At 70.4% G+C, this 25,247-nt stretch carries 26 protein-coding genes; 14 read left to right on the top strand and 12 right to left on the bottom strand.

The annotated features are described in order from the left end of the window. Positions 1-54 precede the first annotated feature (54 nt). Together icmA and Aph01nite_RS26575 are read right to left on the bottom strand one after the other, a co-directional pair. Positions 55-1,713 (bottom strand): coenzyme B12-dependent isobutyryl-CoA mutase large subunit, encoded by a 1,659-nt coding sequence (gene icmA, locus Aph01nite_RS26570; RefSeq protein WP_204043723.1) that lies wholly within the window; start codon positions 1,711-1,713, stop codon positions 55-57. Between the two features lie 43 nt (positions 1,714-1,756). Then, the gene (locus Aph01nite_RS26575; protein ID WP_204043724.1) at positions 1,757-2,272 is read right to left on the bottom strand and encodes a MarR family winged helix-turn-helix transcriptional regulator; all 516 of its coding nucleotides are present in this window, start codon (positions 2,270-2,272) and stop codon (positions 1,757-1,759) included. Between the two features lie 238 nt (positions 2,273-2,510). On the opposite strand from Aph01nite_RS26575, the gene Aph01nite_RS26580 reads away from it, so the two are divergent. Beyond that, entirely contained in the window at positions 2,511-3,827 is a 1,317-nt protein-coding gene (locus tag Aph01nite_RS26580; protein ID WP_204043725.1) for a hypothetical protein, read from the top strand. Positions 3,828-3,858: 31 nt separating this feature from the next. After that, positions 3,859-4,542 (top strand): DUF4230 domain-containing protein, encoded by a 684-nt coding sequence (locus Aph01nite_RS26585; RefSeq protein WP_239161997.1) that lies wholly within the window; start codon positions 3,859-3,861, stop codon positions 4,540-4,542. Here Aph01nite_RS26585 and Aph01nite_RS26590 read toward each other — a convergent pair. From Aph01nite_RS26590 to Aph01nite_RS26600, 3 genes are read right to left on the bottom strand one after another with little or no spacing between them, the layout of a single operon-like run. Continuing rightward, positions 4,539-5,408 carry a sulfotransferase family protein gene (locus tag Aph01nite_RS26590; RefSeq protein WP_204043726.1) on the bottom strand — a complete coding sequence of 290 codons (870 nt, stop codon included), beginning with the start codon at positions 5,406-5,408 and terminating at the stop codon, positions 4,539-4,541. The genes Aph01nite_RS26585 and Aph01nite_RS26590 overlap by 4 nt on opposite strands. A gap of 54 nt (positions 5,409-5,462) precedes the next feature. After that, positions 5,463-6,395, bottom strand: coding sequence for a methylmalonyl Co-A mutase-associated GTPase MeaB (meaB, locus tag Aph01nite_RS26595; protein WP_204043727.1), 933 nt, complete (start codon positions 6,393-6,395; stop codon positions 5,463-5,465). Continuing rightward, positions 6,392-7,576 (bottom strand): acetyl-CoA C-acetyltransferase, encoded by a 1,185-nt coding sequence (locus Aph01nite_RS26600; RefSeq protein WP_204043728.1) that lies wholly within the window; start codon positions 7,574-7,576, stop codon positions 6,392-6,394. Before Aph01nite_RS26600 ends, meaB begins: the two co-directional genes overlap by 4 nt. Before the next feature lie 96 nt (positions 7,577-7,672). Between Aph01nite_RS26600 and mce the strand changes: the two genes are divergently transcribed. Both mce and Aph01nite_RS26610 read left to right on the top strand, forming a co-directional pair. Further along, a complete protein-coding gene (gene mce / locus Aph01nite_RS26605) occupies positions 7,673-8,095 on the top strand; it encodes a methylmalonyl-CoA epimerase (RefSeq protein ID WP_204043773.1) in 423 nt (140 codons plus the stop codon). 186 nt (positions 8,096-8,281) lie between these two features. Further along, positions 8,282-9,568 (top strand): DivIVA domain-containing protein, encoded by a 1,287-nt coding sequence (locus tag Aph01nite_RS26610; RefSeq protein WP_204043729.1) that lies wholly within the window; start codon positions 8,282-8,284, stop codon positions 9,566-9,568. Positions 9,569-9,695: 127 nt separating this feature from the next. Here Aph01nite_RS26610 and Aph01nite_RS26615 read toward each other — a convergent pair whose 3' ends face one another. From Aph01nite_RS26615 to Aph01nite_RS26630, 4 genes are all read right to left on the bottom strand, one after another. After that, positions 9,696-10,646 carry a LuxR C-terminal-related transcriptional regulator gene (locus Aph01nite_RS26615; protein ID WP_204043730.1) on the bottom strand — a complete coding sequence of 317 codons (951 nt, stop codon included), beginning with the start codon at positions 10,644-10,646 and terminating at the stop codon, positions 9,696-9,698. A gap of 238 nt (positions 10,647-10,884) precedes the next feature. Then, positions 10,885-11,631: a cation diffusion facilitator family transporter gene (locus Aph01nite_RS26620; RefSeq protein ID WP_204043731.1), complete on the bottom strand. Its 747-nt coding sequence runs from the start codon at positions 11,629-11,631 to the stop codon at positions 10,885-10,887. Beyond that, complete coding sequence (gene cmtR, locus Aph01nite_RS26625; protein WP_275419292.1) at positions 11,631-11,966, bottom strand: Cd(II)/Pb(II)-sensing metalloregulatory transcriptional regulator CmtR; 336 nt, start codon at positions 11,964-11,966, stop codon at positions 11,631-11,633. Before cmtR ends, Aph01nite_RS26620 begins: the two co-directional genes overlap by 1 nt. A gap of 344 nt (positions 11,967-12,310) precedes the next feature. Next, positions 12,311-13,036, bottom strand: coding sequence for an alpha/beta fold hydrolase (locus tag Aph01nite_RS26630; protein ID WP_239161998.1), 726 nt, complete (start codon positions 13,034-13,036; stop codon positions 12,311-12,313). 196 nt (positions 13,037-13,232) lie between these two features. On the opposite strand from Aph01nite_RS26630, the gene Aph01nite_RS26635 reads away from it, so the two are divergent. Beyond that, on the top strand, positions 13,233-13,979 hold the full coding sequence (locus tag Aph01nite_RS26635; RefSeq protein WP_204043733.1) for a hypothetical protein: 747 nt from the start codon (positions 13,233-13,235) through the stop codon (positions 13,977-13,979). Here Aph01nite_RS26635 and Aph01nite_RS26640 read toward each other — a convergent pair. The 3 genes from Aph01nite_RS26640 to nucS all read right to left on the bottom strand — a co-directional run bounded on the left by Aph01nite_RS26640 (position 13,976) and on the right by nucS (position 17,072). Beyond that, on the bottom strand, positions 13,976-14,323 hold the full coding sequence (locus Aph01nite_RS26640) for a hypothetical protein (protein ID WP_204043734.1): 348 nt from the start codon (positions 14,321-14,323) through the stop codon (positions 13,976-13,978). The two genes, Aph01nite_RS26635 and Aph01nite_RS26640, sit on opposite strands and share 4 nt — an antisense overlap. Beyond that, the gene (locus Aph01nite_RS26645) at positions 14,320-15,894 is read right to left on the bottom strand and encodes an AbeC-like domain-containing protein (RefSeq protein ID WP_204043735.1); all 1,575 of its coding nucleotides are present in this window, start codon (positions 15,892-15,894) and stop codon (positions 14,320-14,322) included. The genes Aph01nite_RS26640 and Aph01nite_RS26645 overlap by 4 nt, the downstream gene beginning before the upstream one ends. Positions 15,895-16,409: 515 nt before the next feature. Beyond that, on the bottom strand, positions 16,410-17,072 hold the full coding sequence (gene nucS, locus Aph01nite_RS26650; protein ID WP_204043736.1) for an endonuclease NucS: 663 nt from the start codon (positions 17,070-17,072) through the stop codon (positions 16,410-16,412). Positions 17,073-17,152: 80 nt separating this feature from the next. Here nucS and Aph01nite_RS26655 point away from each other — a divergent pair, with 80 nt between their 5' ends. From Aph01nite_RS26655 to Aph01nite_RS26695, 9 genes are all read left to right on the top strand, one after another. Then, positions 17,153-18,631, top strand: a complete 1,479-nt coding sequence (locus tag Aph01nite_RS26655) for a 3-hydroxyacyl-CoA dehydrogenase family protein (RefSeq protein ID WP_275419293.1) — start codon at positions 17,153-17,155, stop codon at positions 18,629-18,631. 26 nt (positions 18,632-18,657) lie between these two features. After that, positions 18,658-18,960, top strand: coding sequence for an Rv1322 family protein (locus tag Aph01nite_RS26660; RefSeq protein ID WP_204043737.1), 303 nt, complete (start codon positions 18,658-18,660; stop codon positions 18,958-18,960). A gap of 11 nt (positions 18,961-18,971) precedes the next feature. Further along, a complete protein-coding gene (locus tag Aph01nite_RS26665) occupies positions 18,972-19,685 on the top strand; it encodes an alpha/beta hydrolase (RefSeq protein WP_204043738.1) in 714 nt (237 codons plus the stop codon). A gap of 7 nt (positions 19,686-19,692) precedes the next feature. Beyond that, a complete protein-coding gene (locus Aph01nite_RS26670; RefSeq protein ID WP_204043739.1) occupies positions 19,693-20,451 on the top strand; it encodes an SDR family NAD(P)-dependent oxidoreductase in 759 nt (252 codons plus the stop codon). Between the two features lie 81 nt (positions 20,452-20,532). Continuing rightward, positions 20,533-21,366: an ABC transporter ATP-binding protein gene (locus Aph01nite_RS26675; RefSeq protein ID WP_204043740.1), complete on the top strand. Its 834-nt coding sequence runs from the start codon at positions 20,533-20,535 to the stop codon at positions 21,364-21,366. Beyond that, a complete protein-coding gene (locus Aph01nite_RS26680; RefSeq protein WP_204043741.1) occupies positions 21,359-22,156 on the top strand; it encodes an ABC transporter permease in 798 nt (265 codons plus the stop codon). Before Aph01nite_RS26675 ends, Aph01nite_RS26680 begins: the two co-directional genes overlap by 8 nt. Continuing rightward, positions 22,114-23,334, top strand: coding sequence for a sensor histidine kinase (locus Aph01nite_RS26685; RefSeq protein ID WP_204043742.1), 1,221 nt, complete (start codon positions 22,114-22,116; stop codon positions 23,332-23,334). Before Aph01nite_RS26680 ends, Aph01nite_RS26685 begins: the two co-directional genes overlap by 43 nt. Then, entirely contained in the window at positions 23,331-23,948 is a 618-nt protein-coding gene (locus Aph01nite_RS26690) for a response regulator (protein WP_204043743.1), read from the top strand. Before Aph01nite_RS26685 ends, Aph01nite_RS26690 begins: the two co-directional genes overlap by 4 nt. An 80-nt stretch (positions 23,949-24,028) precedes the next feature. Continuing rightward, positions 24,029-25,240, top strand: a complete 1,212-nt coding sequence (locus tag Aph01nite_RS26695; protein WP_204043744.1) for an FxsB family cyclophane-forming radical SAM/SPASM peptide maturase — start codon at positions 24,029-24,031, stop codon at positions 25,238-25,240. The last annotated feature ends 7 nt before the right edge of the window (positions 25,241-25,247 follow it).

Here is a 25,247-nt window from a genome sequence, read left to right on the forward strand (position 1 = left end):
CCAATCCTGCCGCATCCCGGGGGGAGCACGTTCCATCCCCTCGGATCTGGGCGGTCAGAATCGCGGCGGTTCGGTGTATGTGCCCCATTCATCGCGGAGCACATCGCAGATTTCGCCCAAGGTGGCCTCGGCCCTGGCCGCCGCCAGCATCGGCTCGATCATGTTCTGCTCGGTCCGCGCCGCGGCCAGCAGGCCGGCCAGCGCCGCGTCCACGGCCTGCCGGTCACGCCCGGCCCGGCGCTCGGCCAGCACCCGCCGCTGCTCGGCCTCCACCTCGTGGCTGACCCGCAGGATCTCCAGCGGCTGCTCGGTGGTCCCGGTGTGGCAGTTCACCCCGACCACCCGCTTCTCCCCCTTCTCCAGCTGCCGCTGGTAGTCGAAGGCGGCCTCGGCGATCTCGGCCATGAACCAGCCGTCCTCGATGCCGCGCAGCAGGCCGGAGGTGATGTCGCCGGTGCCCATGTCGCGGATCTTGGTGAAGATCTCCTCGGCCTCGGCCTCCAGGCGGTCGGTGAGGGCCTCCACGTACCAGGAGCCGCCGAGGGGGTCGACCACGTTGACCACCTCGGTCTCCTCCATGATCACCTGCTGGGTGCGGAGGGCGATCTCGGCGGCCTTCTCGGACGGCAGGGCCAGCACCTCGTCCAGCGCGTTGGTGTGCAGCGACTGGGTGCCGCCCAGGACCGCGGCCAGGGCCTCGACGGCGGTCCTGACGATGTTGTTGTCGGGCTGCTGCGCGGTGAGCGAGACGCCGGCGGTCTGGGTGTGGAAGCGCAGCCACTGGGCCTTCTCGGTGCGTGCGCCGTACACCTCGCGCATCCAGCGGGCCCAGATGCGGCGGGCGGCGCGGAACTTGGCGATCTCCTCGAAGAAGTCGATGTGCGCGTCGAAGAAGAAGGACAGGCCGGGCGCGAAGACGTCCACGTCCAGGCCGCGGGACAGACCCAGCTCGACGTAGCCGAAGCCGTCGGCGAGGGTGAAGGCCAGCTCCTGGGCGGCGGTGGAGCCCGCCTCCCTGATGTGGTAGCCGGAGACCGACAGCGGCTTGTAGGCGGGCACCTCGCGGGCGCAGAACTCCATCAGGTCGCCGATCAGGCGCAGGTGCGGCTCGGGGGCGAACAGCCACTCCTTCTGCGCGATGTACTCCTTGAAGATGTCGGTCTGCAGCGTCCCGTTCAGCTGCCGCAGCGGTACGCCCTGGCGCTCGGCCGCCACCACGTACATGCAGAAGATCGGCACGGCCGGGCCGCTGATGGTCATGGACGTGGTGACCTCGCCCAGCGGGATGCCGTCGAAGAGCAGGTCCATGTCGAGGGCCGAGTCGATCGCCACGCCGCAGTGGCCGACCTCGCCGAGCGAGCGGGCGTCGTCGGAGTCGCGGCCCATCAGGGTCGGCATGTCGAAGGCGACCGAGAGGCCGCCGCCGCCCGCGCCGAGGATCATCTTGTACCGCTCGTTGGTCTGGCGGGCGTTCCCGAACCCGGCGAACTGGCGGATCGTCCAGGGCCGCCCCCGGTAGCCGGTCGGGTGCAGCCCCCGGGTGTACGGATACTCCCCCGGCCACCCGATCCGCTCGAACCGGGGATCGGGGTGGCCGGGCCCGTAGACCGGGTCGACCGAGATGCCGGACAGGGTCTTGAACTCGCGGTCGCGCCTGCTCGCCGCGTCGTACCTGGCCTGCCAGCGGGCGCGTCCGGCCTCGATGTCGTCCATAGCCGAAATACTAGGACGTCCTAGTAATAAGCGCCAGCACCGGTCAGGCGTTGCCGGGCGCCTCCGCGAAGTCGCCCGCCGCCACCCGGAGGGTTCTGAGCAGGTCGAACATCTCGGCGAGGTCGTGCTCGCCGTACATGCCGAGGCCGAAGTCGGCGGCCATCAGGTCGGCGGTGGCGGCGCGGACGGCGTCCCGGCCCTGGTCGGTGATCTCGGCGAGCACGCCGCGCCCGTCGTTGGGGTTGCGGCGGCGGACCACCAGGCCGGCCCGCTCCAGCCGGTCCACCGTGTTGGTCACGCTGGTCGGATGCACCATCAGCCGCTCCCCGATCTTGGAGAGCGGCAGCGCGCCGGCCCGGCTGAAGGTGAGCAGCACCAGCGCCTCGTAGCGCGCGAAGGTCAGATCGTACGGCTTGAGCAGCGTGTCCAGTTGCGCGAGCAAGATCTGGTGCGCTCTCATGATCGAGGTGACGGCCGCCATGGCGGACGAGGGCCCGAAGCGCTCCCGCCAGGTTCCGGCGGCGCGCTCGATGGGATCGAACGGCAGGTTGAGAGGCACAGCGTTACCGTAGCGCGGCGATCGTCCGGATTCGCACTTCACGTAGCGTGACCAAACTCATTCCTTGACCAGGGAATCCCTCCACCAAACATCACGCTCCGTTATGGTTGTCATCTCGAACAGTGAGGCGACGGCAAACTCGCCCCGCGCCACGGGGAACTGGCGCGGCAGGGCGGTCACGACGACTCGCACAGGCACGGGGGGTGCTTGATGGGCAGGGCGGCGACATGGCTGGGCCGTGCGTGAGCATAGGGGCGTCTCACGCGAGGAGCTGAAGAACAGCGCGATCGTCACGGTGACCGTGCTGATGGTGCTCGGCCTGGTGGCGGCGTGGAGCGTCCTCATTCCCGGCGTGATGGTCTGGGACAACGTCATGGTCGCGGTGATCGGCTCGCTCCGGCTGACCGGCCCGGTCGCGGCGGCGTTCGCCGCCTGGGTGGCGGTCCGCAAACACCGGGCGATCCGGGGCGAGCTGACCGCGTGGCGGGCGTTGAAGGCGCCGCTGGCCATCCTGGCCGTGGTGACGGGCTCCTTCGGGGCCACCGTGCTGCTGCTGACGCTGCGCGCGGTGCTGAGCGAGCAGGCCGGCCGGCTGCTGCCGAGCGGTCTCGCCATGGGCGCCGCCGGGCTGGCGCTGTACGTCGTGCTCGGCTGGATGCTGGGCTGGGGCGTGCCGTACGCGATCACGCCGCTGCTGGCGGGGACCGGGACGTACGCGCTGTTCACCTGGATCGCGGACGGGTCCGGGTGGGCGGATCGGCTGGCGCCGGCCACGCCCGAGCCGTACGACCTGTTCCAGGGGCTGAGCGCCGGGGCGTTCCTCAACCAGACGCTGTGGCTGCTCGGGATCAGCGCGGCGCTGCTGCTCGGCTGGGCGGCGGCGGTGACGCGGCAGCGGCTGGCGCTCGCGGCGGCGATGGTCGCGGTGCTGACGGCGGGCACCGGGGTGGCCCGGCTGCTGGCCGAGCCGCGGCCGTTCGCGACCGCGCAGAAGGTGGTCTACAGCTGCCAGGAGTGGCCGATCACGGTGTGCGTGCATCCGGGCATGCGCGGCGGGCTGACCGAGCTGGGCAGCGCGTTCACCGGCATCGCGGCCCGGCTGTCCGGCACGCCCGCCGCGTTCCAGCGGGTCGAGCAGCGCTCCCGGCTGGCCGCGGGGGACGCGCCGCAGGGCGTGATCCCCATCCACGTGGACGACCTGGACGCCGGCTACGCCGACCGCGCCGCCGCCGAGTTCGTGGAACGGCTGTCGCGGCCGTGCGCCGACGCCGTGGCCGGCGGGTATCGCGCGATCGTGGCCGCCTGGCTGCGCGGGGAGCCGCTGCCGGCCGGGCCGCTGGCGGCGCACCAGAACGCCTCCACCTGGTTCTCCGGGCTGAGCGAGGAGCAGCGGCGCGAGTGGCTGCGCATGTTCTACGCCGACTTCGCGGGCTGCCGGTTGAGCGCCGGCCACTTCGGCGGGTTCACGTACGCGCCGAGGCCCAGCCCGACCCCGCTCATGCCCGCGGGGCCGAGCCGGTGGGAACCGGGCGGAATGCCGTCCCCCGCGATGTGATAGCCGCCGGTTAGCGGGAAGATGTCCCTTCGTGAACCGCCAGACCCGCGCTCCCCTGACCGAGCCGACCCCCGTCACGCGCAGCTCGCGCCGTGGCTGGCGGCGGCTGGCCGGAGTGCTCTTCGTCGCGCTGCTGCTGCTCGTGGGTGCCCGCCTGGCCTGGTCCTGGCTGGACCCGTTCGGCGAGACCACCATCGACCGCAGCCAGCCGGTGCTGCTCCAGTCCATCCACAACCTCAGCCGCTTCGAGGCCGCGACCGGCAACTTCCAGGTCGTGGTGGATCTGGAGAAGGACGCCGACTTCCTGCCCGACGCCATCAAGGGCACCCGCACGCTCTTCGTCGGCGCCGGCAACGTGGACGCCTACGTCGAGTTCGGCGGCCTGGGCAAGGACGCCATCACCGTCTCCCCCGACCGCACCTCGGTGACGGTACGGCTCCCGCGCGCCCAGCTGGAGAAGCCCAACCTGGACAACAAACGCTCCTACGTCTACCACCAGGAGCGCGGCCTGCTGGACCGGGTCGGGGAGTTCCTGTCCGACTCGCCCGGCAACCAGCAGGAGCTCTACGTGCTCGCCGAGAAGAAGATCGCCGAGGCGGCCGTCGCCAGCGACCTGCGCGCCCGCGCCGACGCCAACACCAAGACGATGCTGGAGAACATGCTCAAGGCGCTCGGCTTCACGAAGGTCACCGTCACGTACACGGACGAGCCCTAGAGATAGCCCCACTTGGCGGCGATCTCGCGTAGTTCCTCGGGGACCTCGGCGGGGGCGGGGAGCGGGCGGCCGGGCTGGACCGTACCGGTCTGGATCTTGTCGCGCCAGTCGCCGATGCCCTTCACGAAGGTGCCGTGGTCGTGGTCGCCGTACCGGAGCATGCCGGGCTCCCACGGCACGCCGAGGCGGTCGCAGATGGCCCGGAGCTCACCCTCCGGGTCGCTCGTGAGCCTCTCGTACGTGACGGTCAGGCCGCCCACCTTCTGCCGGGCCTCCTCCAGGTAGGTGGCGTACCTGAGGGCGTGCGGGATCGCCTCCGACATGGGCCTGGCCTCCGGGTCGGCCTCGTGCCAGGAGGTGGCGATGGACAGCGGATGCCTGATCAGGTAGATGAAACGGGCGTCCGGCCAGCAGGTGGCGATGCGCTTCCACGCGAAGACGTTGCTCGGGGTCTTCTCCACCAGGATCTTCTTGCCGCTGCGCAGCAGCTCCCGGTGGAGCATGCGGTCCCACAGGATGTGCTCGACGTCGCTGTGGGTGTGGCCGAGCGCGGTCAGCGCCTGCTGGAGCGGGTCGGTGGGCAGGTTGACGGTCATCCGCCGGAAGTGCGTCTCGTGCGGGGCGTGCAGGTGGGAGTGGCTGTTCAGCATCACCCGCAGCAGGGTCGAACCCGAACGCACGGAGGCCAGCAGGAACACCGGCTGGCGCAGCAGCCGGTCGGCCGCCGGGTCCACCGGGCCGCGGATCCTGTCATCGGGCATCCGGGGCGGCAGCGGCGGCACGGGCTTGGCCGGGAGCCGGACCCGTTTGATGGCGTAACCGGTGACCCCTTCCAGGGTCGAGTTCAGAACCTGCTTCCACTTCATGGCCCGAAGGTAGGGAGGAGGGGTTAAGCGAGGGTGAACAAGGGCTGGGAAAAGCTAGAGCGACGCGATGACCTGGTCCGCGGCCGTGTACGGATCGACCTCCCCCGCCAGCACCCGCGCCGCCATCACCTCCAGCCGCTCGAGCCCGTGCACCCGCCCGCCGATCCGCGCCCGCAGCTCGGCCAGCACGATCACCTCGATCTCGTCCCGTGCCCTGGCCAGCCTGCGTTTGCGGCCCTGACCCGACTCCGCCAGGTAGGTGGCGTGCGCGTCCAGCGCGGCGACGACGTCGGCCACGCCCTCGCCCCGTACGGCCACGGTCGGCACGATCGGCGGGCGCCACGAGGCGGTGGACAGCGCGACCATGTTCCGCAGCTCCCGGATCGTCGCCTGCGCGCCCTCCCGGTCGGCCTTGTTCACCACGAACACGTCGGCGATCTCCAGGATGCCGGCCTTCGCGGCCTGCACGCCGTCGCCCATACCCGGCGCCAGCAGCACGATCGTGGAGTCGGCCAGCGAGGCCACGTCCACCTCGGCCTGCCCCACCCCGACGGTCTCGACCAGGATCAGGTCGTACCCGGCGGCGTCCAGCACCCGGATGGCCTGCGGCACCGCCCAGGCCAGCCCGCCCAGATGCCCGCGCGTGGCCATGGACCGGATGAACACCCCGGAGTCGGTCGCGTGCTCCTGCATGCGCACCCGGTCGCCGAGCAGCGCGCCCCCCGTGAACGGCGAGGACGGATCCACCGCCAGCACGCCGACCTTCTCGCCGCGCTTGCGCGCCGCCTCGATCAGCGTGCCGGTCGAGGTGGACTTCCCCACCCCCGGCGACCCGGTCAGCCCCACCACCTTCGCCCGGTACGGCTGCCGCGTGCCGAGCTCCGCGATGAGCTCGCGCAGGCCCGCGCCGGCGTTCTCCACCAGCGAGATGGCGCGGGCGACGGCGCGCGGCCGGCCGGCCAGGACGTCGTCGGCCAGGCCGGTCACGCGGGAACGCGGATGATCAGCGCGTCGCCCTGGCCGCCGCCGCCGCACAGCGCGGCCGCGCCGAGACCGCCACCGCGGCGGCGCAGCTCGTGCGCGAGGGTGAGCACGATGCGCGCGCCGGACGCCCCGATCGGGTGGCCGATCGCGATGCCCCCGCCGTTGACGTTGATCTTGTCGAGTGACAGCCCGAGCTCCTTCGCCGACTGGAGCACCACCTGGGCGAACGCCTCGTTGATCTCGACCAGGTCGAGGTCGGCCACGGTCAGGCCCTGCTTGCCGAGCGCGTGCGCGATGGCGTTGGCGGGCTGGGAGTGGAGCGCGTTGTCGGGACCGGCCACGTTGCCGTGGGCGCCGATCTCGGCCAGCCAGGTGAGGCCGAGCTCCTCGGCCTTGCTCCTGGACATCACCACGACCGCGCACGCGCCGTCGGAGACCTGGGAGGCCGATCCGGCCGTGATCGTGCCGTCCCCGGTGAAGGCGGGGCGCAGGTTGGCGAGGATCGCCTCGGTGGTCTCGGGCCGTACGCCCTCGTCCACCGTGAACGGGACGGGGTCGCCCTTGCGCTGCGGGATGGGGACGGGGACGATCTCGTCCTCGAAGAGGCCGTTCTTGGCCGCGGCGGCGGCCAGCTGGTGGGAGCGGGCCGCGAAGGCGTCCTGCTCCTCGCGGGTGATGCCGAAGCGCGCGTTGTGCCGCTCGGTCGACTCGCCCATGGAGATCTGGTCGAAGGAGTCGGTCAGGCCGTCCACGGCGGTCGCGTCCAGGATCTCGGCGGAGCCGTACTTGACGCCCTTGCGCAGGCCGGGGAGGAGGTGCGGGGCGTTGGTCATGGACTCCATGCCGCCCGCCACCACGATGTCGAACTCGCCGGCCCGGATCAGCTGGGCGGCCAGCGCGATCGCGTCCAGCCCGGACAGGCAGACCTTGTTGATCGTGAGCGACGGCACGCTCATCGGGATCCCGGCCAGGACCGCGGCCTGCCGTGACGGGATCTGCCCGGCACCGGCCTGGAGCACCTGCCCCATGATCACGTACTGTACGTCCGACGGCGCGACACCGGCCCGTTCCAGCGCGGCCTTGATGGCGATCCCGCCGAGCTCGGCGGCCGACTGACCGGCCAGCGAGCCGAGCAGCCGCCCGATGGGGGTACGTGCTCCGGCGACGATGACGGAACTGGACATGCGCGGGCCTCCTCGATAGACCAGGGGCGACGGTGTCACCATACCCAGGAGCGGTCGGCCGATCGCCGACGAGGGGGGACGACGAGGATGGACTCAGTGTTTCAGCGGATCGATCACGTGGGCATCGCGTGTCACAACCTCGAAGAGAAGATCGAGTTCTACGAGTCGACGTTCGGTCTGGTGGTCGTGAGCCGCGAGGTGAACGAGGAGCAGGGCGTCCGGGAGGCCATGCTGCACGTGGCCGACGGCGACGGCGGGGCATCGTACATTCAATTGCTCGAACCCCTGCACCCGGACACCGCCGTGGGGAAGTATTTGAGCAAGCGCGGGGAGGGCGTGCATCACATTGGATACGGCGTCGCCGACGTGGCCAAGGCCATGGCGGACATCGCCGCCAAGGGAGTGCGTCTCATCGACGAACGCCCACGTCACGGCTCTATGGGTGCCTCTATTGCGTTTCTCCATCCCAAGGATGTGGGAGGAGTCCTAACAGAGCTGGTCGAGACACCGAGGCATTGAGCAAACACAAGAAAGGTTCATACGTAACAAGTAGCGCAGAAAGTCCGAGGAGGCCGACAACACGGCAGCACCGGAGTACGCTGGCCTACCACCGGACGTGGATCCCGCAATGGGCTCCTCGCCTCGGATGTCCGAAACCCCCCGTCCGGCCCGTGTAGCCGTCTCGACAACCCAGGATCGAGCCTCATGCAGTCCGACATCGACGCCCAGTTGAACAATTTCTTTGAAGACGCCCCCTCCCGGGAATTCGACGTGGTGCTCCGCGGCTATGACCGGCACCAGGTCCACGACCACCTGAAGACGCTGGACACCGACCTGCGTCAGGCCCGGGAGCAGGTCTCCGCCCTTCAGCGGGATCTTTCCGACTCCCAGCGCCAGCTCCAGGAGCAGGAGCGCCCGACCTACTCGGGGCTGGGCGCCCGCATTGAGCAGCTGCTGCGTCTGGCGGAGGAGCAGGCCACCGAGCTGGTCCAGGCCGCCCGGTCCGAGGCCAACGAGATCAAGGCCGCCGCGAAGGTGGACGCCGCCGACGTCCGCGCCGCCGCCGAGAACGAGGCCGCCGAGAAGCGCGCCCTCGCCACCCGCGAGGCCGACGAGATGCGCACCACCGCCGAGCGGGACGCGGAGGAGATCCGCTCCACCGCCAAGCGCGAGTCGGACGAGCTGACCAACACCACCGAGCGTGAGGTCGCCAAGCTCCGCGCCACCGCCGATCACGAGGTCGCCGAGAAGCGCGCCGACGCCGAGCGTGAGATCGCCAAGCTGCGCACCACCACCGAGCGGGAGGTCGCCCAGCTGCGCGCGTCCACCAAGCGGGAGCGCGACGAGGTGCTGACCACCGCCAAGCGGCAGGCCGACGAGATGCGCGCCCAGGCGCAGCGGGTCCTGGAGGAGTCCGAGGCCAAGCGGGCCCAGGACGAGGCCGAGTTCGAGATCCAGCTGGCCGCCCGCCGCGAGGAGGCCGAGCGCCAGGAGGCCGAGCGTCACGCCACCGCGCAGGCCAACACGCAGAAGCTGGTCGCCGAGGCGGAGCAGCGCGCCGCCACCGCCGAGCAGCGCGCCACCAAGGCCACCCAGCAGGCCGACCAGACCCGCCGCGAGGCCGACACCCACGCCAAGCAGCTCCTGGCCAACGCCCGCAAGAACGCCGACCAGCTGGTCGCCGAGTCCAAGTCCAGCGCCGAGTCGATCGTCAGCGACGCGAAGGCCGAGGCCGAGCGGACCCGCACCAACATGCAGCGCCAGGTCGACGAGCTGACCCGCCAGCGGGACAGCATCACCAGCCACCTGGCCCAGCTCCGCCAGTTGCTCGGCGGCGCGGCCCTGCCCGGCATGGACCCGGAGCCCGCCCCCGTGGTGGCCGCTCCGATCAAGCCGGCCCTGTCCGCCGCTCCGGTCAGCGAGAAGCCCGCGCCGAAGCCGGCTCCGCCCGCTCCCAAGGCGGACGACGACGCCGAGTGGTGGCAGGAGTAGGACTCTCTTTCCTCGGGGCGACGGCTACACGCTGAACAAATGCCCGGCAGATCTCGATCTGCCGGGCATTTGTCACGTTCCCGAACTATTCACCGTTAGGTTCCGCTTCTTCGGTTCGCCCCTTAAGTCAGATCCAGCCTTTACGGGCGGCCTGCACGCCGGCCTGGAAACGGCCGGTGGCGCCGAGGCGGTCGAAGAGCGAGGCGATCCGGCGGCGCAGGGTCCGTTCGGATATGCCCAGCTGGCGGAGGATGGATTCGTCCTTCATGCCCACGGACAGCAGTTCCAGGATCTGCTGGTCGACGCCGTCGCCGTGCGCCGCCGCGGAGGCGCCCCAGACGGGCGACGACTCCCGCCACAGGGTCTCGAAGAGGGCGACCAGGGCGTTGGTGAGGGCGCTGCGGCCCACCACGACGGAGGTGAAGCGGGCGCCCTCCTCGTGGTCGGTGAGCGGAAGCAGCGCGGTACGGCCGTCCACCAGGATCAGTTTGATCGGGACCCGGGAGCGCACCCGGGCCTGCTCGCCCAGGCCGGTCATCCGGCGGATCTCGTCCAGCTTCTGCGGCAGGTCCAGGACGATCGAGGAGTAGATGGCCCGGCAGCGCACCCCGCGCGCCAGCGCGGCCTCCTCGGCCCCCAGCGACGTCCCCGTCGCCGCGTACGGCGGGGCGTCCAGGGCGAGCACCTCGCGGGTGGCCCCCGCCAGCAGCTCGACCACCCGGCGGCCGGCCGCCTCCGACCCTTCGACGACCTCGATGACCCGGCCGGGGTCGGCCCGGAGCAGGCCCTCCTGGAAGTCCGTGGCGAGTTCCTCGGCCGCCATGGCGAGTCGGTCCAGTTCCGCCCGCCGCCGCCGGATCGCCGACGACAGCGCGATCCGCGGATCCGCCGGGCGGTACCCATACGGTCCGTCCGATTCCAGCAGCCCCAGCTCCTGCAGGCGGGCCAGAGCGGCCCGAACGTCAGCGTGGGACGATTCCAGCCGCCGGGTGGACTCCTCGGGAGAACACTTGGGATCGCGCAGCAGAAGGCGGTACAGCCGCTCCTCCAACCCGGACAAGCCGATCGCTTCCCACATACCCCTACCTTGGCAGATTCCGGCCACTGACCGGTACCGGCCACCCCAATCGGTACATCGCACGCCGGAACCACGTCATGGTTAAAGAGTCTTTAGGGGCAACACCCCGAGGGAGGAAGACCCACGGCCGGCGCAGAGGGAGGCGCCGGCCGTTGTGTTATCTCCATGACCGCCGCATTACGCCCGTGCCCCCATCGCCGGCGCGACACCACCCGACCGGCTGGCCCTCCTCCGTGCCCTACGCGCAACATCCGCACGCGGAACCGGCCGCACGACCGTCGCCGGTCACGAGCGAGCCCGCCGGAGAGGCGCAACATGCGGAACCGGGCTCGCGACCGTCCTCGGCCGCGGACGCGACTGCCGGAGCGCAGCAGGCTTCGCCGCGCCAGGCCTGCCGGCCCTCCTTGACCGCCATCGCGGCGATCACCAGGGCCGCGATCGGATCGGCCCATGACCAGCCGAACAGCGTGTTCACGACCAGCCCGGCCAGCAGAACCGCCGACAGGTACGTGCACAGCAGCGTCTGCTTGGAGTCGGCGACCGCGCTCGCGGAGCCCAGTTCCCGTCCGGCCCGGCGTTGCGCTCCCGACAGCAGCGGCATGACCGCCAGGCTCACCGCGGCCAGCACGATGCCGACCGTGGAGTGCTCCGCCGTCTCCCCCTTCACCAGTGCCCAGACCGAATCGGCGCCCACGTAGGCGGCCAGGGCGAAGAAGGACAGGGCGATCACCTTTAACGCGGTCCGCTCCCGGGACTCGTGGTCCGGGCCGGAGAACTGCCAGGCCACGGCGAGCGCCGACGCGACCTCGACCACCGAGTCCAGGCCGAACGCGATCAGCGCGCCGGACGAGGCGACCGTGCCCGCCGTCAGGGCGATTACGGCTTCTCCGACGTTGTAGACGATGGTCGCGGCGACCAGGAGTCGTACCCGCCGCCGCAGCACCGTCCGCCGTCCTGCCGTCAACTCCGGAGCGAGAGCGGCCATCAGCAGGCTCCTCCCGGCTCGTCGTCCAGGCAGGGCGCGCCCGAATCGACCGCCAGAACCACTCCGAGGAGGTCGTCGATCGCACGGGCCAGCCGCCGATCGGCGATCTCGTACCGGGTCTGGCGTCCTTCCCCGACGCCGACCACCAGGCCGCAGCCCCGCAGGCAGGCCAGGTGGTTGGAGACATTCGACCGGGTCAGATCCAGCCGCTCGGCGAGCCGGGCCGGATACTCGGGCCCTTCCAGCAGGGCGATCAGGATGCGGCATCGGGTGGGGTCGGCCAGGGCCTTGCCCAGGCGGGCCATCGCGTCCATACGCGTCGCGGTCGTCAGCACACCTCGGACAGTACAGCCGTAACTGTATTACAGTCCAGGCTGAATTCACTGCCAACTGATCAATTGTCGGGTTCGCGCCGTTATCCGGCGCCGTTAACGCAGGTGACGCGTCTCGCCGCACCGGCGCCAAGAGCAGCCAGGCGGTCTCAGGGCCAGTCAATCTCTCAGAGCCCGCCGATCTATCAGGGCCGGTCGATCTCTCAGAGCCCGCCGAACTCTCAGAGCCGGTCGATCTCTCAGAGCCCGCCGAACTCTCAGAGCCCGCCGAACTCTCAGAGCCGGTCGATCTCTCAGAGCCCGCCGATCTGTCAGGGCCGGTCGATCTGTCAGGGCCGGTCGATCCGCTAGAGCTGCTGGAGTCGGGTGAGGAAGTCGGTGAGGGAGTGGTTGAAGGATTCGGGGGTTTCGATTGCGGAGAGGTGGCCGGCTTTGGGGAGGATCTCCAGGTGGGCGGTGGGGAGGGCGTCGCGCATGGCTTCGGCGTCGGCGGGGGTGGTGAGCCGGTCTTCTTCGCCGACCAGGACGAGAGCGGGAACTCTCAGGGAGCGGAGGGTGTCGAAGGAGTCGGGGCGGGTGGCCATGGCGCGGGAGGCCCAGGCGACGGCGTCGGGCGGTGCGGACTGCACGAGGCCGCGAATCCGGCCGAGAACCATCGGGCGGCTGGTGAGCGTGGTCGAGCCGACGAGGTTGGGGACCGTGTCCGCCAGGGTTTCGCCGGACAGGACGCGCTGAGCGGTCTTCTCGCGATTGGCGGCCGCTTCCGGAGTGTCGGGAGCGGCTTTCGTGTCGGCCAGGATGACCGCCCGCACCCGGTCGGGATGGCGGCGGCACAGCGCCATGGTCACGTACCCGCCCATCGACTGACCGCCGATCACCGCCCGGTCGATGCCCTCCGCGTCGAGCAGTTCGGCCACGTCGTCCGCCATCGCGTCCAGGGACGGCTGATCGTCACCCAGACGGGAGCCGCCGAACCCGCGCAGATCCGGGGTGATGACCCGGCAATGCGACGCCAGCCCTTCACGCTGCCCCAGCCACATCGCCGAAGAGAACGGGAACGCGTGAAGAAGCACCAAGGGCACACCGCTACCGGCCACTCGCGAATACAGCTGCACCCGGCCCACGGTAACTTCCACCGCCTCCAGCCGCCATGCACGCGCCGCATGCACGGACCTACGGCGTTGAGGGAAGCTGGCCGTTGTCTGTTCAGGGGCGTTCCCCTGACAGTGCGTATTCGAATCATCCATCATTGTGATGGGAGGTGTCGGAATGCGCTGTCACGTCTGCGGCACCGAGACGGCCGAGCAGGTTCGCTGCCTTCGATGTGGTGCGAGCCTTGTTCCCGAGGCGCAGGCCGTACCGGTACGGCGGCGTTCGCGGCCTGAGCGCGGGCGGCTGGTGCGGGCGCTGGGCGCGGTGGTCGTGGCGGGGGCCGTGGCGGCGGGCGCGCTGTGGTTCACGCGATCCGGCGACGACGGGGTGGCCGCGGATGACGCGGGCGGGGTCACGGCGCCGACGGAGAGTTCGCCCACAGCCGTGGCGGTGGAGGAGACCCGGTCCGTCTGGAACGAGGCTGCGGCTCAGGCGACGGAAGTCGATGTGCTTCTCGATTCCAGCCGCGCCAGTCGGGGCCGGCTCGGGTCCGCGCTTCAGTCCCTGCTGAACTGCACGTCCGTCCGGTCCGCCACGCGGACCGTCGCCACGGTGACGGAGTCCCGGCGCGAGCAACTCGCTCGCAGCCGGACGCTGGTCGTCGACGACATCCCCGGCGGGGCCGAGTTGAAGAGGGCGCTGGTTCGCGCCCTCGACGCCTCGTACCAGGCCGACGTTTCATTTCCTGCGGTGGGCCAGGAAAGGGTGCGCGGGGGCGGGCGACACCAACTTCCGGCGCGGGGAGAGGGAGTCCGAGCGGGCCACCCGAGCGAAGCGGGAGTTCGTCGACCTTTGGACGCCGATCGCCCGTTCGTACAGCCTCGCCACCCGGACGGAACCCGAGATCTAGGAGCCGAGATCTAGGAACCGGGGAGCAGGAGCGTCGCGAGGGTGGCGACAGCTTCGGCCAGGACCGCGATGGAGGCGACTCTCTGCGCCAGGCGCTCCAATCGTGAGCCGATGACGGTGTGGTCCGGGTTGGGCAGGGCGAGTTCGGAGCCGATGCGGCGCAGGTCGGCGTGGGCGCCGGCGGGATCGTCGAGTTGCCGCCCGTGGCGGGTCAGCAGCGTTTCGATCCTGGCGATGAGATCGTCCGCCGCGGGGGTCTGACTGATGTTCTGGACCGCCCGGGCATGGTCTCCCGCCGCGACCGGTCCGGAGATGTTGCCGCCCGAGATGGTGACGCCGTAGTTGGCCGGTTCGGTCACGATGCTCCTGCCTGGGTCTGCATTGCCTGGGCGCTGGCCCCGGCGGCGACCGGGCCGGTGACCTGGCCGCCGGTGATCAGGGCGCCGTAGTTCACGATCATGGCGGCCTGCTGCCGGTAGGCGGCGGTGTCGATCTCGCGGTCTTCGAGGAAGTCGAGCACGGCCTCGGTGAGCCGCTGCGAGATCAGCTTGCTGTACTTGTCGATGTCGAGGACCTGCATGAACGTGGTCGGCTCGGCTTCGGCGCCCATTTCGCGCACGCTCTGCCGAGCGCCGAACGGATACGCCAGGAACCGCTCGGGGCGCGGCCTGGACGCGGCGTTCCTGAACTCTGTGGCGAGCAGGCGGACCAGGCGGAACGGGGCGAACAGGACCTCCCCTGCGAGGTTCAGCCTGATCGCCCGCAGCGCCCGCCAGGCGACCTGCGGAACCGACAGCGCCGGCAGGACGTCGATGACGTGGTACTCACGCTTGCACGGCGGCAGTACGGCGACGACGAACTGGGTGTACATCATGCGGCCCTCGACGGCGAGGTAGATGAACGCGGAGATGTCGATCTCACGATCGATGCCCGGAATGACCGGCTCACCGTCCGCCTTGGTGATCGCCGGGCCCTCCGCGCCGACGGTCACGCGCTGGTAGTACCGCAGCGCGCCCTGCGGATGCCGGATCACCGCCGCGATCGCTTCTTCGTCGAGCGCGTACTTGGGCAGGCCGTTGGAATCGATCATGGGATGGCTCTGGTCCAGCCACGGCTGGCGGGGGTGCATGGCCCGCCAGTCGGCGCGCTGGAACGTCCCCCGGGTGGTCAGGTGATCGCTGACGAGCAGCCGCGAGATGCTCTCGTACGGGTTGACCACGTCGTCCCGCATCTGGGTGAGCCGCTCACGGATGAACCGGTGCAGTTCGACGGGGTCGACGGTGACGTTGCGGCGGGCGCCGGAGATCGCGCCGGGCGCCGAGCGGCGACGGTCGAGTTCGACCACTATCGACCAGGTCCGGTTGGTCGGCCCGGCTCCGATGAAGGGATCCTCACCGTCGTAGAGGGTGAGGTTTCCCCACTGCGCGGTGTTGACGTAGTGCTGGCGATCCCGGTGTACCCCGTGCGTCTCCGAGGGCGCATGGTGGGAGTCTCCGGGCCGGAACGCGCTGGAGAGCAGGACGTACTGGAACACCCAGTAGGCGATGGCGGTGACGAAAGAGCCGATCACGAAAATCGTGCCGAGGGTGGCCAGGTCCTCGGCGATCGACTGCTCCAGGCTCGGCGCCGGGGACAGCGACGACGGGAACGGGTTCGATCGGAGTCCGCTGGTGACCGTCGCCACCAGCATGGCCACGAAGGCGGCGGCGACGAGTGTGAGCGCGGTCCAGGCGGCCCAGATGATCACAACGATCCGCAGTGTCCGGTTGCGGCGCACCAGGGGCAGGGCCAGGATCGCGAGTGGCAGCACGAGGTACAGCGTGCTCAGCGCTCCTGCCGGATTGAGCAGCAGAGCCATGAAGAGCAGCAACGTGATGACCGAGTCACGGATGATCGTGAGCCGTCTCGCGCGCAGGCAGTGCGAGAGCACCGGTTGAACGTTGGTCCCGCCGTAGGAGGGGGCGACGGCACGGTGGGGGTCTCCGAGCAGTTCGTCGATGACACGATCGCGGAACTCCGCGTCTATATAGGCGGCAGCGCAGAGATATCGCGTCGCGTTCGATAGAACCGACCTTCGCGGAGCCACATAATTGTCGGCCGTCGCCTCGACGGACATCATGCCTCCTGGCGAGAATCAGTGAGGCATATCGTAGAGAAATATGGTGACAGCAACAGCACAAAACGGAACTTGGAGTCACCACCTCTTCATGGCCCCAGTCGCCCGAGGCATAGGAAACGGGTTTTCCGCGCCTTCTGCGGCAAGGAGGCCGACCACGTCACCGGCCATCACGTCCGGCGACGACTCGCCGTCACCCAGGTGCGTGGAGACTCTCCAGCCGCCTCGCCGAAGAGGACGGAAACGTGGAGAAAAACCGCCGGAAGGCCGTTACCGGTCGTTCGTGAATGGATTTGCACTCATTACGCCGTACCCACCCATAAATAACGTCAGAACAGGGTGGGATTTTCCGGTTCGATACCGCGCAAGGCCGCGTAGTCGAGGGTGACGCAGTCGATGCCGCGGTCGGTGGCCAGGACGCGGGCCTGGGGCTTGATCTCCTGGGCGGCGAAGATGCCCCGGACGGGGGCCAGGAGGGGGTCCCGGTTGAGGAGTTCGAGGTAGCGCGTGAGCTGTTCGACGCCGTCGATCTCGCCGCGGCGTTTGATCTCGACGGCGACCGTGCCGCCGTTCTGGTCGCGGCAGAGGATGTCGACCGGGCCGATCGCGGTCATGTACTCGCGCCGGACCAGCGTGTAGCCCGCGCCCAGCGTGCTGATGTGCTCGGCCAGCAGTTCCTGGAGGTGGGCTTCGACGCCGTCCTTCTGCAGGCCGGGGTCGACGCCGAGCTCATGGCTGGAGTCGTGCAGGATCTCCTCGATGGTGAGGATGAGCTTCTCGCCGGTCTTCCCCTGGGTGACCGTCCACTGGCCCTCTTCCTCGCGGACCTTGCACGGCGGGTTCATCCAGTTCAGCGGCTTGAACGCCCGGTCGTCGCAGTGGATCGACACCGAGCCGTCCGCCTTCATGAGGATCAGCCGGGGCGCCATCGGGAGATGGGCCGTCAGTCTTCCCACGTAATCCACGCTGCACCGCGCGATGACCAGCCGCATGACCCGCAACCCTACCCGCGCGCGTGGCTGTACCAGGACACTCTGGGAGACTACTGAGTGGTAACCCGAGGAGGCGTACGGTGGAGACGGTCGGAGTCGTCGGGCTGGGGATCATGGGCGCCGGGATCGTCGAGGTGTTCGCCCGGGCGGGGCTGCGCGTGGTGGGCGTGGACGTCGACGAGGCCGCCGTGGGCCGGGGGCGCGGGCATCTGGAGCTGTCCACCGGCAGGGCGGTCGACCGGGGCAGGCTCGCGGCCGAGGAGCGCGCGGCCATCCTGGACCGGATCACGCTGACGCCCGACCGGGGCGCGCTGGCCGACGTCGATCTGGTGGTCGAGGCCGTGCCCGAGGTCATGGAGCTGAAGCGGGCGCTCTTCGCGGACCTGGACCGGATCTGCAAGCCGTCGGCCGTGCTGGCGACCAACACCTCCTCGCTGTCGGTGACCACGATCGCGGCCGGCACCTCCCGGCCGTCCCAGGTGGTCGGCATGCACTTCTTCAACCCGGCGCCGGTCATGAAGCTGGTCGAGGTCGTCACGACCGTGCTGACCGCGGACGGCCTCGCCGCGCGGATCGCCGACCTGGCCGTACGGCTCGGCAAGACGCCGATCACCGTCGGGGACCGGGCCGGGTTCGTGGCCAACCGGCTGCTGCTGGGCTACCTCAACCACGCCTGCCGGCTGCTGGGCGAGGGCGTCTCGGGCCGCGACGACATCGACGTCGCGATGCGGGAGGGCGCGGGGCTGCCGATGGGGCCGTTCCAGCTGCTCGACCTGATCGGCCTAGACACCGCGTACGAGATCTGCGAGGTGCTCTTCCACGAGACCAAGGATCGCCGGCACGCGCCCTCCCCGCTGCTGCGCGAACTCGTCGCCGCCGGACGGCGCGGCCGCAAGACCGGCGAGGGCTTCTACGCGCGTACGGAGACGCCCACCCTCCTCGACGAAGGCCCGAAGGTGGCCGTGACCTCGGTCGGCATCGTAGGCCCGCATCCGGAGCACCTGCTGGAACGGCTGGACGCGGCGGGGTTCAAGGCCACCGCGGGCGACATCCCCGACGACGCCGACGTGGTCCTCGCCATCTGCCCGCCGCCGGTGGTCGAAGCCGCCGTACGGCTCCCGCATCCCGACCGGGTCGTGGGCCTGCACCTGGCCGGGGACCGGGTGGGCGAGGTGGCCTCGACCGTGCTGACCGCCCCGGAGGTCGCCGCCGCCGCGCGGGATCTGGTCCGGGTGGTGGGCAGGGTACCCGTGGCCTGCGCCGACCGGGCGGGGTTCGTGGTGGACGCGCTGCTGTTGCCGTACCTGAACGACGCCGTTCGGATGGTCGAGTCGGGGTACGCGTCGTTCGCGGACGTGGACACGGCGATGAAGCTCGGCTGCGGTTACCCGCAGGGCCCGTTCAAGATGCTGGAGCGGCTGGGCCTGGAGACCGTACGGGATGGGCTGCGTGCCCTGTACGCCGAGTACCGGGAGCCGTCGTTCGCGCCCGCGCCGCTGCTGGAGCGCCTGGTCGCGGCCGGGGTGCGCAGCACCGGCGACCTCACCCCGAATCGGTGAAATACCCTCTTTACTGTGGAGGAACGATGAGCCCGCGCCGGGCGAAACGGCGGGACGAGGGTCCCGGCTTCGGTGAGCGGCCGGCGGCGCGCCTGGGCATCGGCGAGGTCGAGGAGTGGCCCGACGGTGAGTGGCAGGTGCGGCGGATCGTCGGCGGCGCGGCCGATAAGGTCTACCGGTGCCCGGGGTGCGATCAGGAGATCCGGGTAGGAATGGCGCATCTGGTCAGCTGGCCCAACTGGTCCGGCGGCGAGGGCGAGCGGCGGCACTGGCACACGGCCTGCTGGCGCAACCGGATCAAGCGCGGACCCGGCCGCAGCAGGTACTGAGAGAGGCATTCATGGAGATCCGCGCGTCCACCGTGCTTCCGGCGAAGCGGGAGAACATCGAACTGCAGACCGGCGACGGCCTGACCCTCGTGGGCGAACTGGCGCTCCCGCAGCGGGACCCGGTCGCCACCCTGGTCTGCCTGCACCCGCTGCCGACCCACGGCGGCATGATGGACAGCCACCTCCTGCGCAAGGCGTCCTTCCGGCTGCCCGCCCTGGCCGACCTGGCCGTCCTGCGCTTCAACACCCGGGGCACCGCCTCCGAGCGCGGCACCTCGCAGGGCGCGTTCGGCGACGGCGAGGGCGAACGCTTCGACGTGGCCGCCGCCCTGGAGTACGCCGACTTCCACGACCTGCCGCGCCCGTGGCTGGTGGGCTGGTCGTTCGGCACCGAACTCGCGCTCAAGTGGGGCCGCGACCCCCTCGTGGAGGGCGCCATCCTGCTCTCTCCCCCGCTGCGCCGCGCGACCGACGCGGACCTGGACGCCTGGGCGGAGTTCGGCCGCCCGCTCACCGCGCTCGTCCCCGAGTTCGACGACTACCTGCGACCGGAGGAGGCCGCCAAACGGTTCGCCCGCGTCCCGCAGGCCGAGGTCGTCGGCGTCGACGGGGCGAAGCACCTGTGGGTCGGCGAGCCGTACGTGCGGATCGTGCTCACCGAGATCGTCCGGCGGATCAACCCGGGGGCTCTGCCATTGCCCACAGAGGTACCCACAGGGGTATAAAGAGGCTGTGCAACAGGCATTCGATCTTTCCGGCCGCAAGGCGTTCGTCACCGGCGCGTCCCGCGGCATCGGGCGGGCCATCGCGCTCGCGTACGCGGCGGCCGGCGCCGACGTGGCCCTCGTCTCCCGCTCCGCGGACACGCTCGCCGAGGTCGCCAAGGAGGTCGAGGCCCTGGGCCGCCAGGCCGCCGTCATCCCGTGCGACGTCATGGACCGGGACTCCATTCCGGCCGCCGTACAGCAGGGCATCGACGCGCTCGGCCACCTGGACATCGTGGTCAACAACGCGGGCGGCTCCAACTTCATCGTGGAGTTCAAGGATCTGCGGCTGTCCGGCTGGGACAAGCTGATCAGGCTCAACCTCGACTCCGCCATGGCGGTCAGCCACGCGGTCGCCGGCCACCTGCTGGAACGCGGCGACGGCACGCTGATCAACGTGGCCTCCGCGGCCGCCAAGGGCGCGCCCTTCCTCGCGCCGTACTCGGCGGCGAAGGCGGGCGTGGTGGCGCTGACCAAGTCGCTGGCGCTGGAGTGGGCGTCCCGGGGCGTACGGGTGAACTGCCTGTGCCCGGGGTGGACGGCCACCGACCTCAACCGGGCGCTCTGGGAGAACCCGGGCGACACGACGGTGGCCTCGGTGCCGCTGGGCCGCTGGGCCACGCCGGAGGAGATCGCCGCTCCCGCGGTGTTCCTGGCCGGCACCGCCGCCAGGTACATCACCGGGCAGGTGCTCTTCGTGGACGGCGGGCTCACCACCGCGCAGTAGCGCGCTGTCCTCCGGATGGAGGACAGCCGCGTCGGTCGGCCGATGGTGCCGCGCGAGCCGCGCGCGGCGGACGCTTGACCCATGACGACAGCGATTCATGTCCAGGGGCTGACCAAACGCTACGGTGACGTGCAAGCCGTGGCGGGGATCGACCTGGAGATCAAACAGGGCGAGGTGTTCGCCATCCTCGGCCCCAACGGCGCGGGGAAGTCGACCACCGTCGAGATCCTGGAGGGATACCGCACCCGCGACGCGGGCGAGGTCCTGGTGCTCGGCACCGATCCGCAGAAGCCGACCCGGGAGTGGCGGACGAAGCTGGGCATCGTCCTGCAGACCGCCAACGACGCGGCCGAACTCACCGTCCGCGAGATGGTCCGGCACTTCGCCGGCTACTACCCGAGGTCCCGCGACCCCGACGAGGTCATCGCCAAGGTCGGGCTCACCGAGAAGGCCGACGTCCGGGTCAGGAAACTCTCCGGCGGCCAGCGGCGGCGGGTGGACGTGGCGCTCGGCGTGATCGGCAACCCGCAGCTGCTCTTCCTGGACGAGCCGACCACCGGCTTCGACCCGGAGGCGCGCCGGCAGTTCTGGGACCTGATCAAGGGCCTGGCCGCCGAGGGCACCACGATCCTGCTCACCACCCACTACCTGGACGAGGCCGAGGCGCTCGCCGGGCGGGTCGCGGTGATCGCGAAAGGCCGCATCGTGGCCGAGGGCGACCCCGCCACGTTAGGCGGCCGGTCCTCCGCCAAGGCCCGGGTGAGCTGGCTCGGCGGCAGCGAGGAGACCGACACCCCGACGCGGCTGGTCCAGGAGCTGGCGGACCGCTTCGACGGCGAGATCCCCGGTCTGGCGGTCTCCCGCCCCACCCTTGAGGACATCTACCTGACCCTGATCGAGGCCCCCCATGTCTGACACCCTCGCCCTAGGCGTCTCCCGCGCCGGGCTCGAAACCAAGATGTTCTTCCGCGAGAAGGACGGCGTGATCTTCACGTTCTCCTTCCCGATCATCCTGCTGGTGCTGTTCGGGTCGATCTTCTCCGACCAGTTCGAGGGCACCGGCATCACCGTCTCGCAGGTCTACACCGCCGGCCTGATCGGCGCGGGCGTGATGGGGGCCGCCTTCCAGAACATGGGCATCGGCATCGCCATCGACCGGGAGGACGGCACCCTGAAGCGGCTGGCGGGCACGCCCATGCCGCGCAGCGCGTACTTCATCGGGCGCATGCTCAGCGTGCTGGTCATCTCGCTGCTGGAAGTGGCCATCCTGCTCGCCGTCGGTGTCATCCTGTACGGCCTGGAGCTGCCCTCCGACTTCTCCCGCTGGGTCACCCTCGTCTGGGTGCTGCTGCTGGGGCTCGCGGGGGCGGCCCTGCTCGGCATCGCGGCCAGCAGCGTGCCCCGCTCGGCCAAGAGCGCGGCGGCCGTGATCACGATGCCGTTCGTGGTGCTCCAGTTCATCTCCGGCGTCTACATCCCGTTCACCCAGCTGCCGCCGTGGCTGATCAACATCTCCTCGGTGTTCCCGCTCAAGTGGATGTGCCAGGGCCTGCGTTCGGTCTTCCTCGGCCCGGAGGGCGCTCAGCTGGAGCTGACCGGTTCGTACGAGCTAGGCAGGGTTGCCCTGGTTCTGGGAGCCTGGGTCATCGGAGGTCTGCTGCTGTGCCTGACAACGTTCAGATGGAAGAGCCGGCGGGACGGATGAACGACAGCGTCGCCTTCCTCGGCCGGCGGCCCGAGCAGGGCGACGCCTGGAGGTCCTTCCGCGGCTGGGAGACCCTGTTCGGGCTGTCCTGGCTCGTCTCCGTGGTCTTCGTGATCGCCGGCGACACGCACGCCCTGCACATCCGGGCCATCGTGGTGGCGCTGCTGGTGCTGTGCGCGGCCGGGTACCTGCTGCTCGGCCGCCCGGCGATCAGGGAGGACGACGACGACAGCCACCGGGCGGTCTGGTACTTCGGGCTGATCCTGGTGGCCTTCGTCCCGGCCGCCCTGCTCGTCCCGGCCGCCTGCTTCTGCCTGTTCGCGCTCGGCCCGCAGGTGTTCATGCTGTTCAGCGGGCGGCGCGCGGTGGCCGCGACCCTGCTCCTCAACCTGGCCCCCGCGATGCGTTTCCTCACCGAGCCGGGCCTGAGCCTCGACCAGATCCTGTTGTTCGCCGGCTCGACGCTGATCGCGATCACCTTCGCGCTCGTGTTCGGGCCGTGGATCTCGCGGATCATCCACCAGAGCGCCGACCGGGCCTGCCTGATCGAGGAGCTGGAGGCGAGCCGGGCCGAGGTGGCCAGGCTCTCCGCCGAGAGCGGCGCGCTGGCCGAACGGGAACGCCTGGCCGGCGAGATCCACGACACCCTCGCCCAGGGCTTCACCAGCATCATCATGCTCATCCAGGCCGCCCAGGCGCAGCCCGACTCCGCCCGCCACCTGGACCTGGCAATCCAGACGGCGCGGGAGAACCTGGCGGAGGCCCGCGCGCTCGTCGCGGCCCTCGGCCCCGTGCCCCTGGACGGCTCCACCCTCGACGACGCCCTGCGCCGCCTGTCCGTACGCCTCTGCGAGGAGGGCGGCGTCACCGTCGCCTGCACCATCGACGGCGAATCCCGCCCGCTCCCGCCCAGCACGGAGGTGGTCCTGCTGCGCTCCGCCCAGGAGGCCCTCGCCAATGTCCGCCGCCACGCCGCCGCCTCCTCCGTACGCGTGCGCGTGCGCTACTGCCCCGACGACGTGACCCTGCTCGTGGAGGACGACGGCACCGGCTTCGACCCCGGCAGGGCGTCCGGGTACGGCCTGCGCGGCATGCGCGCCCGGATCGAACAGCAAGGCGGAACCCTCACCGTGACCAGCTCCCCCGGCCTCGGCACCTCGCTCCAGGTGACCATATGATCCGCGTGATGATCGTGGACGACCATCCGGTGGTCCGGGAGGGCCTGCGCGGCATGCTCGACGCGGATCCCGGCATCACGGTGGCCGGCGAGGCGGGCTCCGGCGACGAGGCGGTCATCAGGGACCGCGACCTCAAGCCCGACGTCACGCTGATGGACCTGCGCATGCCCGGCGGGGACGGCGTCAGCGCGATCACCCGCATCCTGGCCGGCCGGCCGGAGGCGCGCATCATCGTGCTCACCACGTACGAGAGCGACCAGGACATCGTGCGCGCGGTCGAGGCCGGCGCCGCCGGGTACCTGCTCAAGGACACCTCCCGCGCGGACCTGCTCGGGGCCGTCGCCGCCGCCGCCCGCGGCGAGACCGTGCTCTCCCCCTCGGTCGCCACCAGACTGGTCACCCGCCTGCGCGCGCCGGTCGCCGAATCGCTCTCCCCGCGGGAAACCCAGGTGCTCTCGCTGGTGGCCCGCGGCTTGACCAACGCCGAAATCGGCCGTGAACTGTTCATCAGCGAAACGACCGTCAAGACCCACCTGCTGCGCGTGTTCGGCAAACTCGGCGTCTCCGACCGCACCGCCGCCGTAACCACGGCACTCCAGCGCGGCCTCCTCTGAAGCAATTTCTATATATGTCGCCCATCGCGGGTTAATATGCCGTTGTCAGCGAAAGTCTGACCGGTCGGGAGCGTCCCAACGTGAGCGACGAAACGCACGGCCAACCGCAGCGCGAATGGCCTGCCACCCTCGCGATCGGCGATCTTCTCGCAGGCGGCTGGCAGCCGGTGCCGTTCCGCCAGTTCATCCTAAAGATCCATAGCAGGTGCAATCTCGCCTGCGACTACTGCTATATGTACGAGCTCGCCGACCAGAGCTGGCGTGACCGGCCCAAACTCATGGCGCCCCGCCACGTCACCGCCACCGCGCACCGAATCGCCGAGCACGCCCGCGACCATAAGCTCCGGTCCGCGCGCGTGATTCTGCACGGCGGCGAACCCCTTCTGGCCGGGCCTGAATACATATCGGATCTGGTCCATGAGATTCGCGCCGCGACCTCCGGTGTGGCCGTGGATTTCATAATGCAGACCAACGGCGTACGGCTGACCGAATCATTCCTGCGCGTGTTGCTGAACCTCGGCGTACGGATCGGGGTGAGCCTGGACGGCGGCGAGCGGGACAACGACCGGCACCGGAAAACCCGCACCGGCCGCGGTTCGTACGCCACGGTCGCCCGCGCCCTGCGCCTGCTCGGCCGCCCCGAGTTCCAGCCCGTGTACGGCGGCATCCTGTGCACCGTGGACCTGGCCAACGACCCCGTCGGCACGTACGAGAGCCTGGCCGCCTTCAAGCCGCCGGCCATCGACCTGCTCCTGCCGCACGGCACCTGGGCCGACCCTCCCCCGGGGTGGACGGGGGACCCGGGGCACACGCCGTACGCCGACTGGCTGATCGCGGTCTTCGACCGCTGGTACGGCGAGGGGAACCCGCCGGTCGGCGTGCGCCTCTTCGAGGAGATCATCCACCTGCTGCTGGGCGGCAGGTCGGGCGTGGAGGCCGTCGGGCTGACCCCGTCCACGCTGGTGGTCGTGGAGACGGACGGCACGATCGAGCAGTCCGACTTCCTGAAGGTGGTGGGGCAGGGCGCGGCCGCCACCGGGCTCAACGTCGTCGAGCACGCCTTCGACCGCGCGCTCTTCCATCCCGGGGTCGCGGTCCGGCAGCTGGGCCTGGCCGGGCTCGCGGAGCAGTGCCAGACGTGCCGGTTCGGGCAGGTCTGCGGCGGTGGGCTCTACGCGCACCGGTACCGCCCCGGCAGCGGCCACCTCAACCCCTCCGTCTACTGCGCCGACCTGTTCCGGCTGATCACGCATATTCGCGCTCGGCTCGTACGGGATCTCCCTGCGGAGTGAGGACTTA

The organism is Acrocarpospora phusangensis (genome assembly GCF_016862995.1).
GTDB lineage: Bacteria > Actinomycetota > Actinomycetes > Streptosporangiales > Streptosporangiaceae > Acrocarpospora > Acrocarpospora phusangensis.

Bases quoted from the DNA above. Each gene is read 5' to 3' on its own strand.
- icmA (WP_204043723.1), bottom strand. From the start codon at position 1,713: ATGGACGACATCGAGGCCGGACGCGCCCGCTGGCAGGCCAGGTACGAC.
- Aph01nite_RS26590 (WP_204043726.1), bottom strand. From the start codon at position 5,408: ATGAAGTGGAAGCAGGTTCTGAACTCGACCCTGGAAGGGGTCACCGGT.
- Aph01nite_RS26600 (WP_204043728.1), bottom strand. From the start codon at position 7,576: ATGTCCAGTTCCGTCATCGTCGCCGGAGCACGTACCCCCATCGGGCGG.
- Aph01nite_RS26610 (WP_204043729.1), top strand. From the start codon at position 8,282: ATGCAGTCCGACATCGACGCCCAGTTGAACAATTTCTTTGAAGACGCC.
- Aph01nite_RS26615 (WP_204043730.1), bottom strand. From the start codon at position 10,646: ATGTGGGAAGCGATCGGCTTGTCCGGGTTGGAGGAGCGGCTGTACCGC.
- Aph01nite_RS26620 (WP_204043731.1), bottom strand. From the start codon at position 11,631: ATGGCCGCTCTCGCTCCGGAGTTGACGGCAGGACGGCGGACGGTGCTG.
- Aph01nite_RS26635 (WP_204043733.1), top strand. From the start codon at position 13,233: ATGCGCTGTCACGTCTGCGGCACCGAGACGGCCGAGCAGGTTCGCTGC.
- nucS (WP_204043736.1), bottom strand. From the start codon at position 17,072: ATGCGGCTGGTCATCGCGCGGTGCAGCGTGGATTACGTGGGAAGACTG.
- Aph01nite_RS26660 (WP_204043737.1), top strand. From the start codon at position 18,658: ATGAGCCCGCGCCGGGCGAAACGGCGGGACGAGGGTCCCGGCTTCGGT.
- Aph01nite_RS26665 (WP_204043738.1), top strand. From the start codon at position 18,972: ATGGAGATCCGCGCGTCCACCGTGCTTCCGGCGAAGCGGGAGAACATC.
- Aph01nite_RS26675 (WP_204043740.1), top strand. From the start codon at position 20,533: ATGACGACAGCGATTCATGTCCAGGGGCTGACCAAACGCTACGGTGAC.
- Aph01nite_RS26680 (WP_204043741.1), top strand. From the start codon at position 21,359: ATGTCTGACACCCTCGCCCTAGGCGTCTCCCGCGCCGGGCTCGAAACC.
- Aph01nite_RS26690 (WP_204043743.1), top strand. From the start codon at position 23,331: ATGATCCGCGTGATGATCGTGGACGACCATCCGGTGGTCCGGGAGGGC.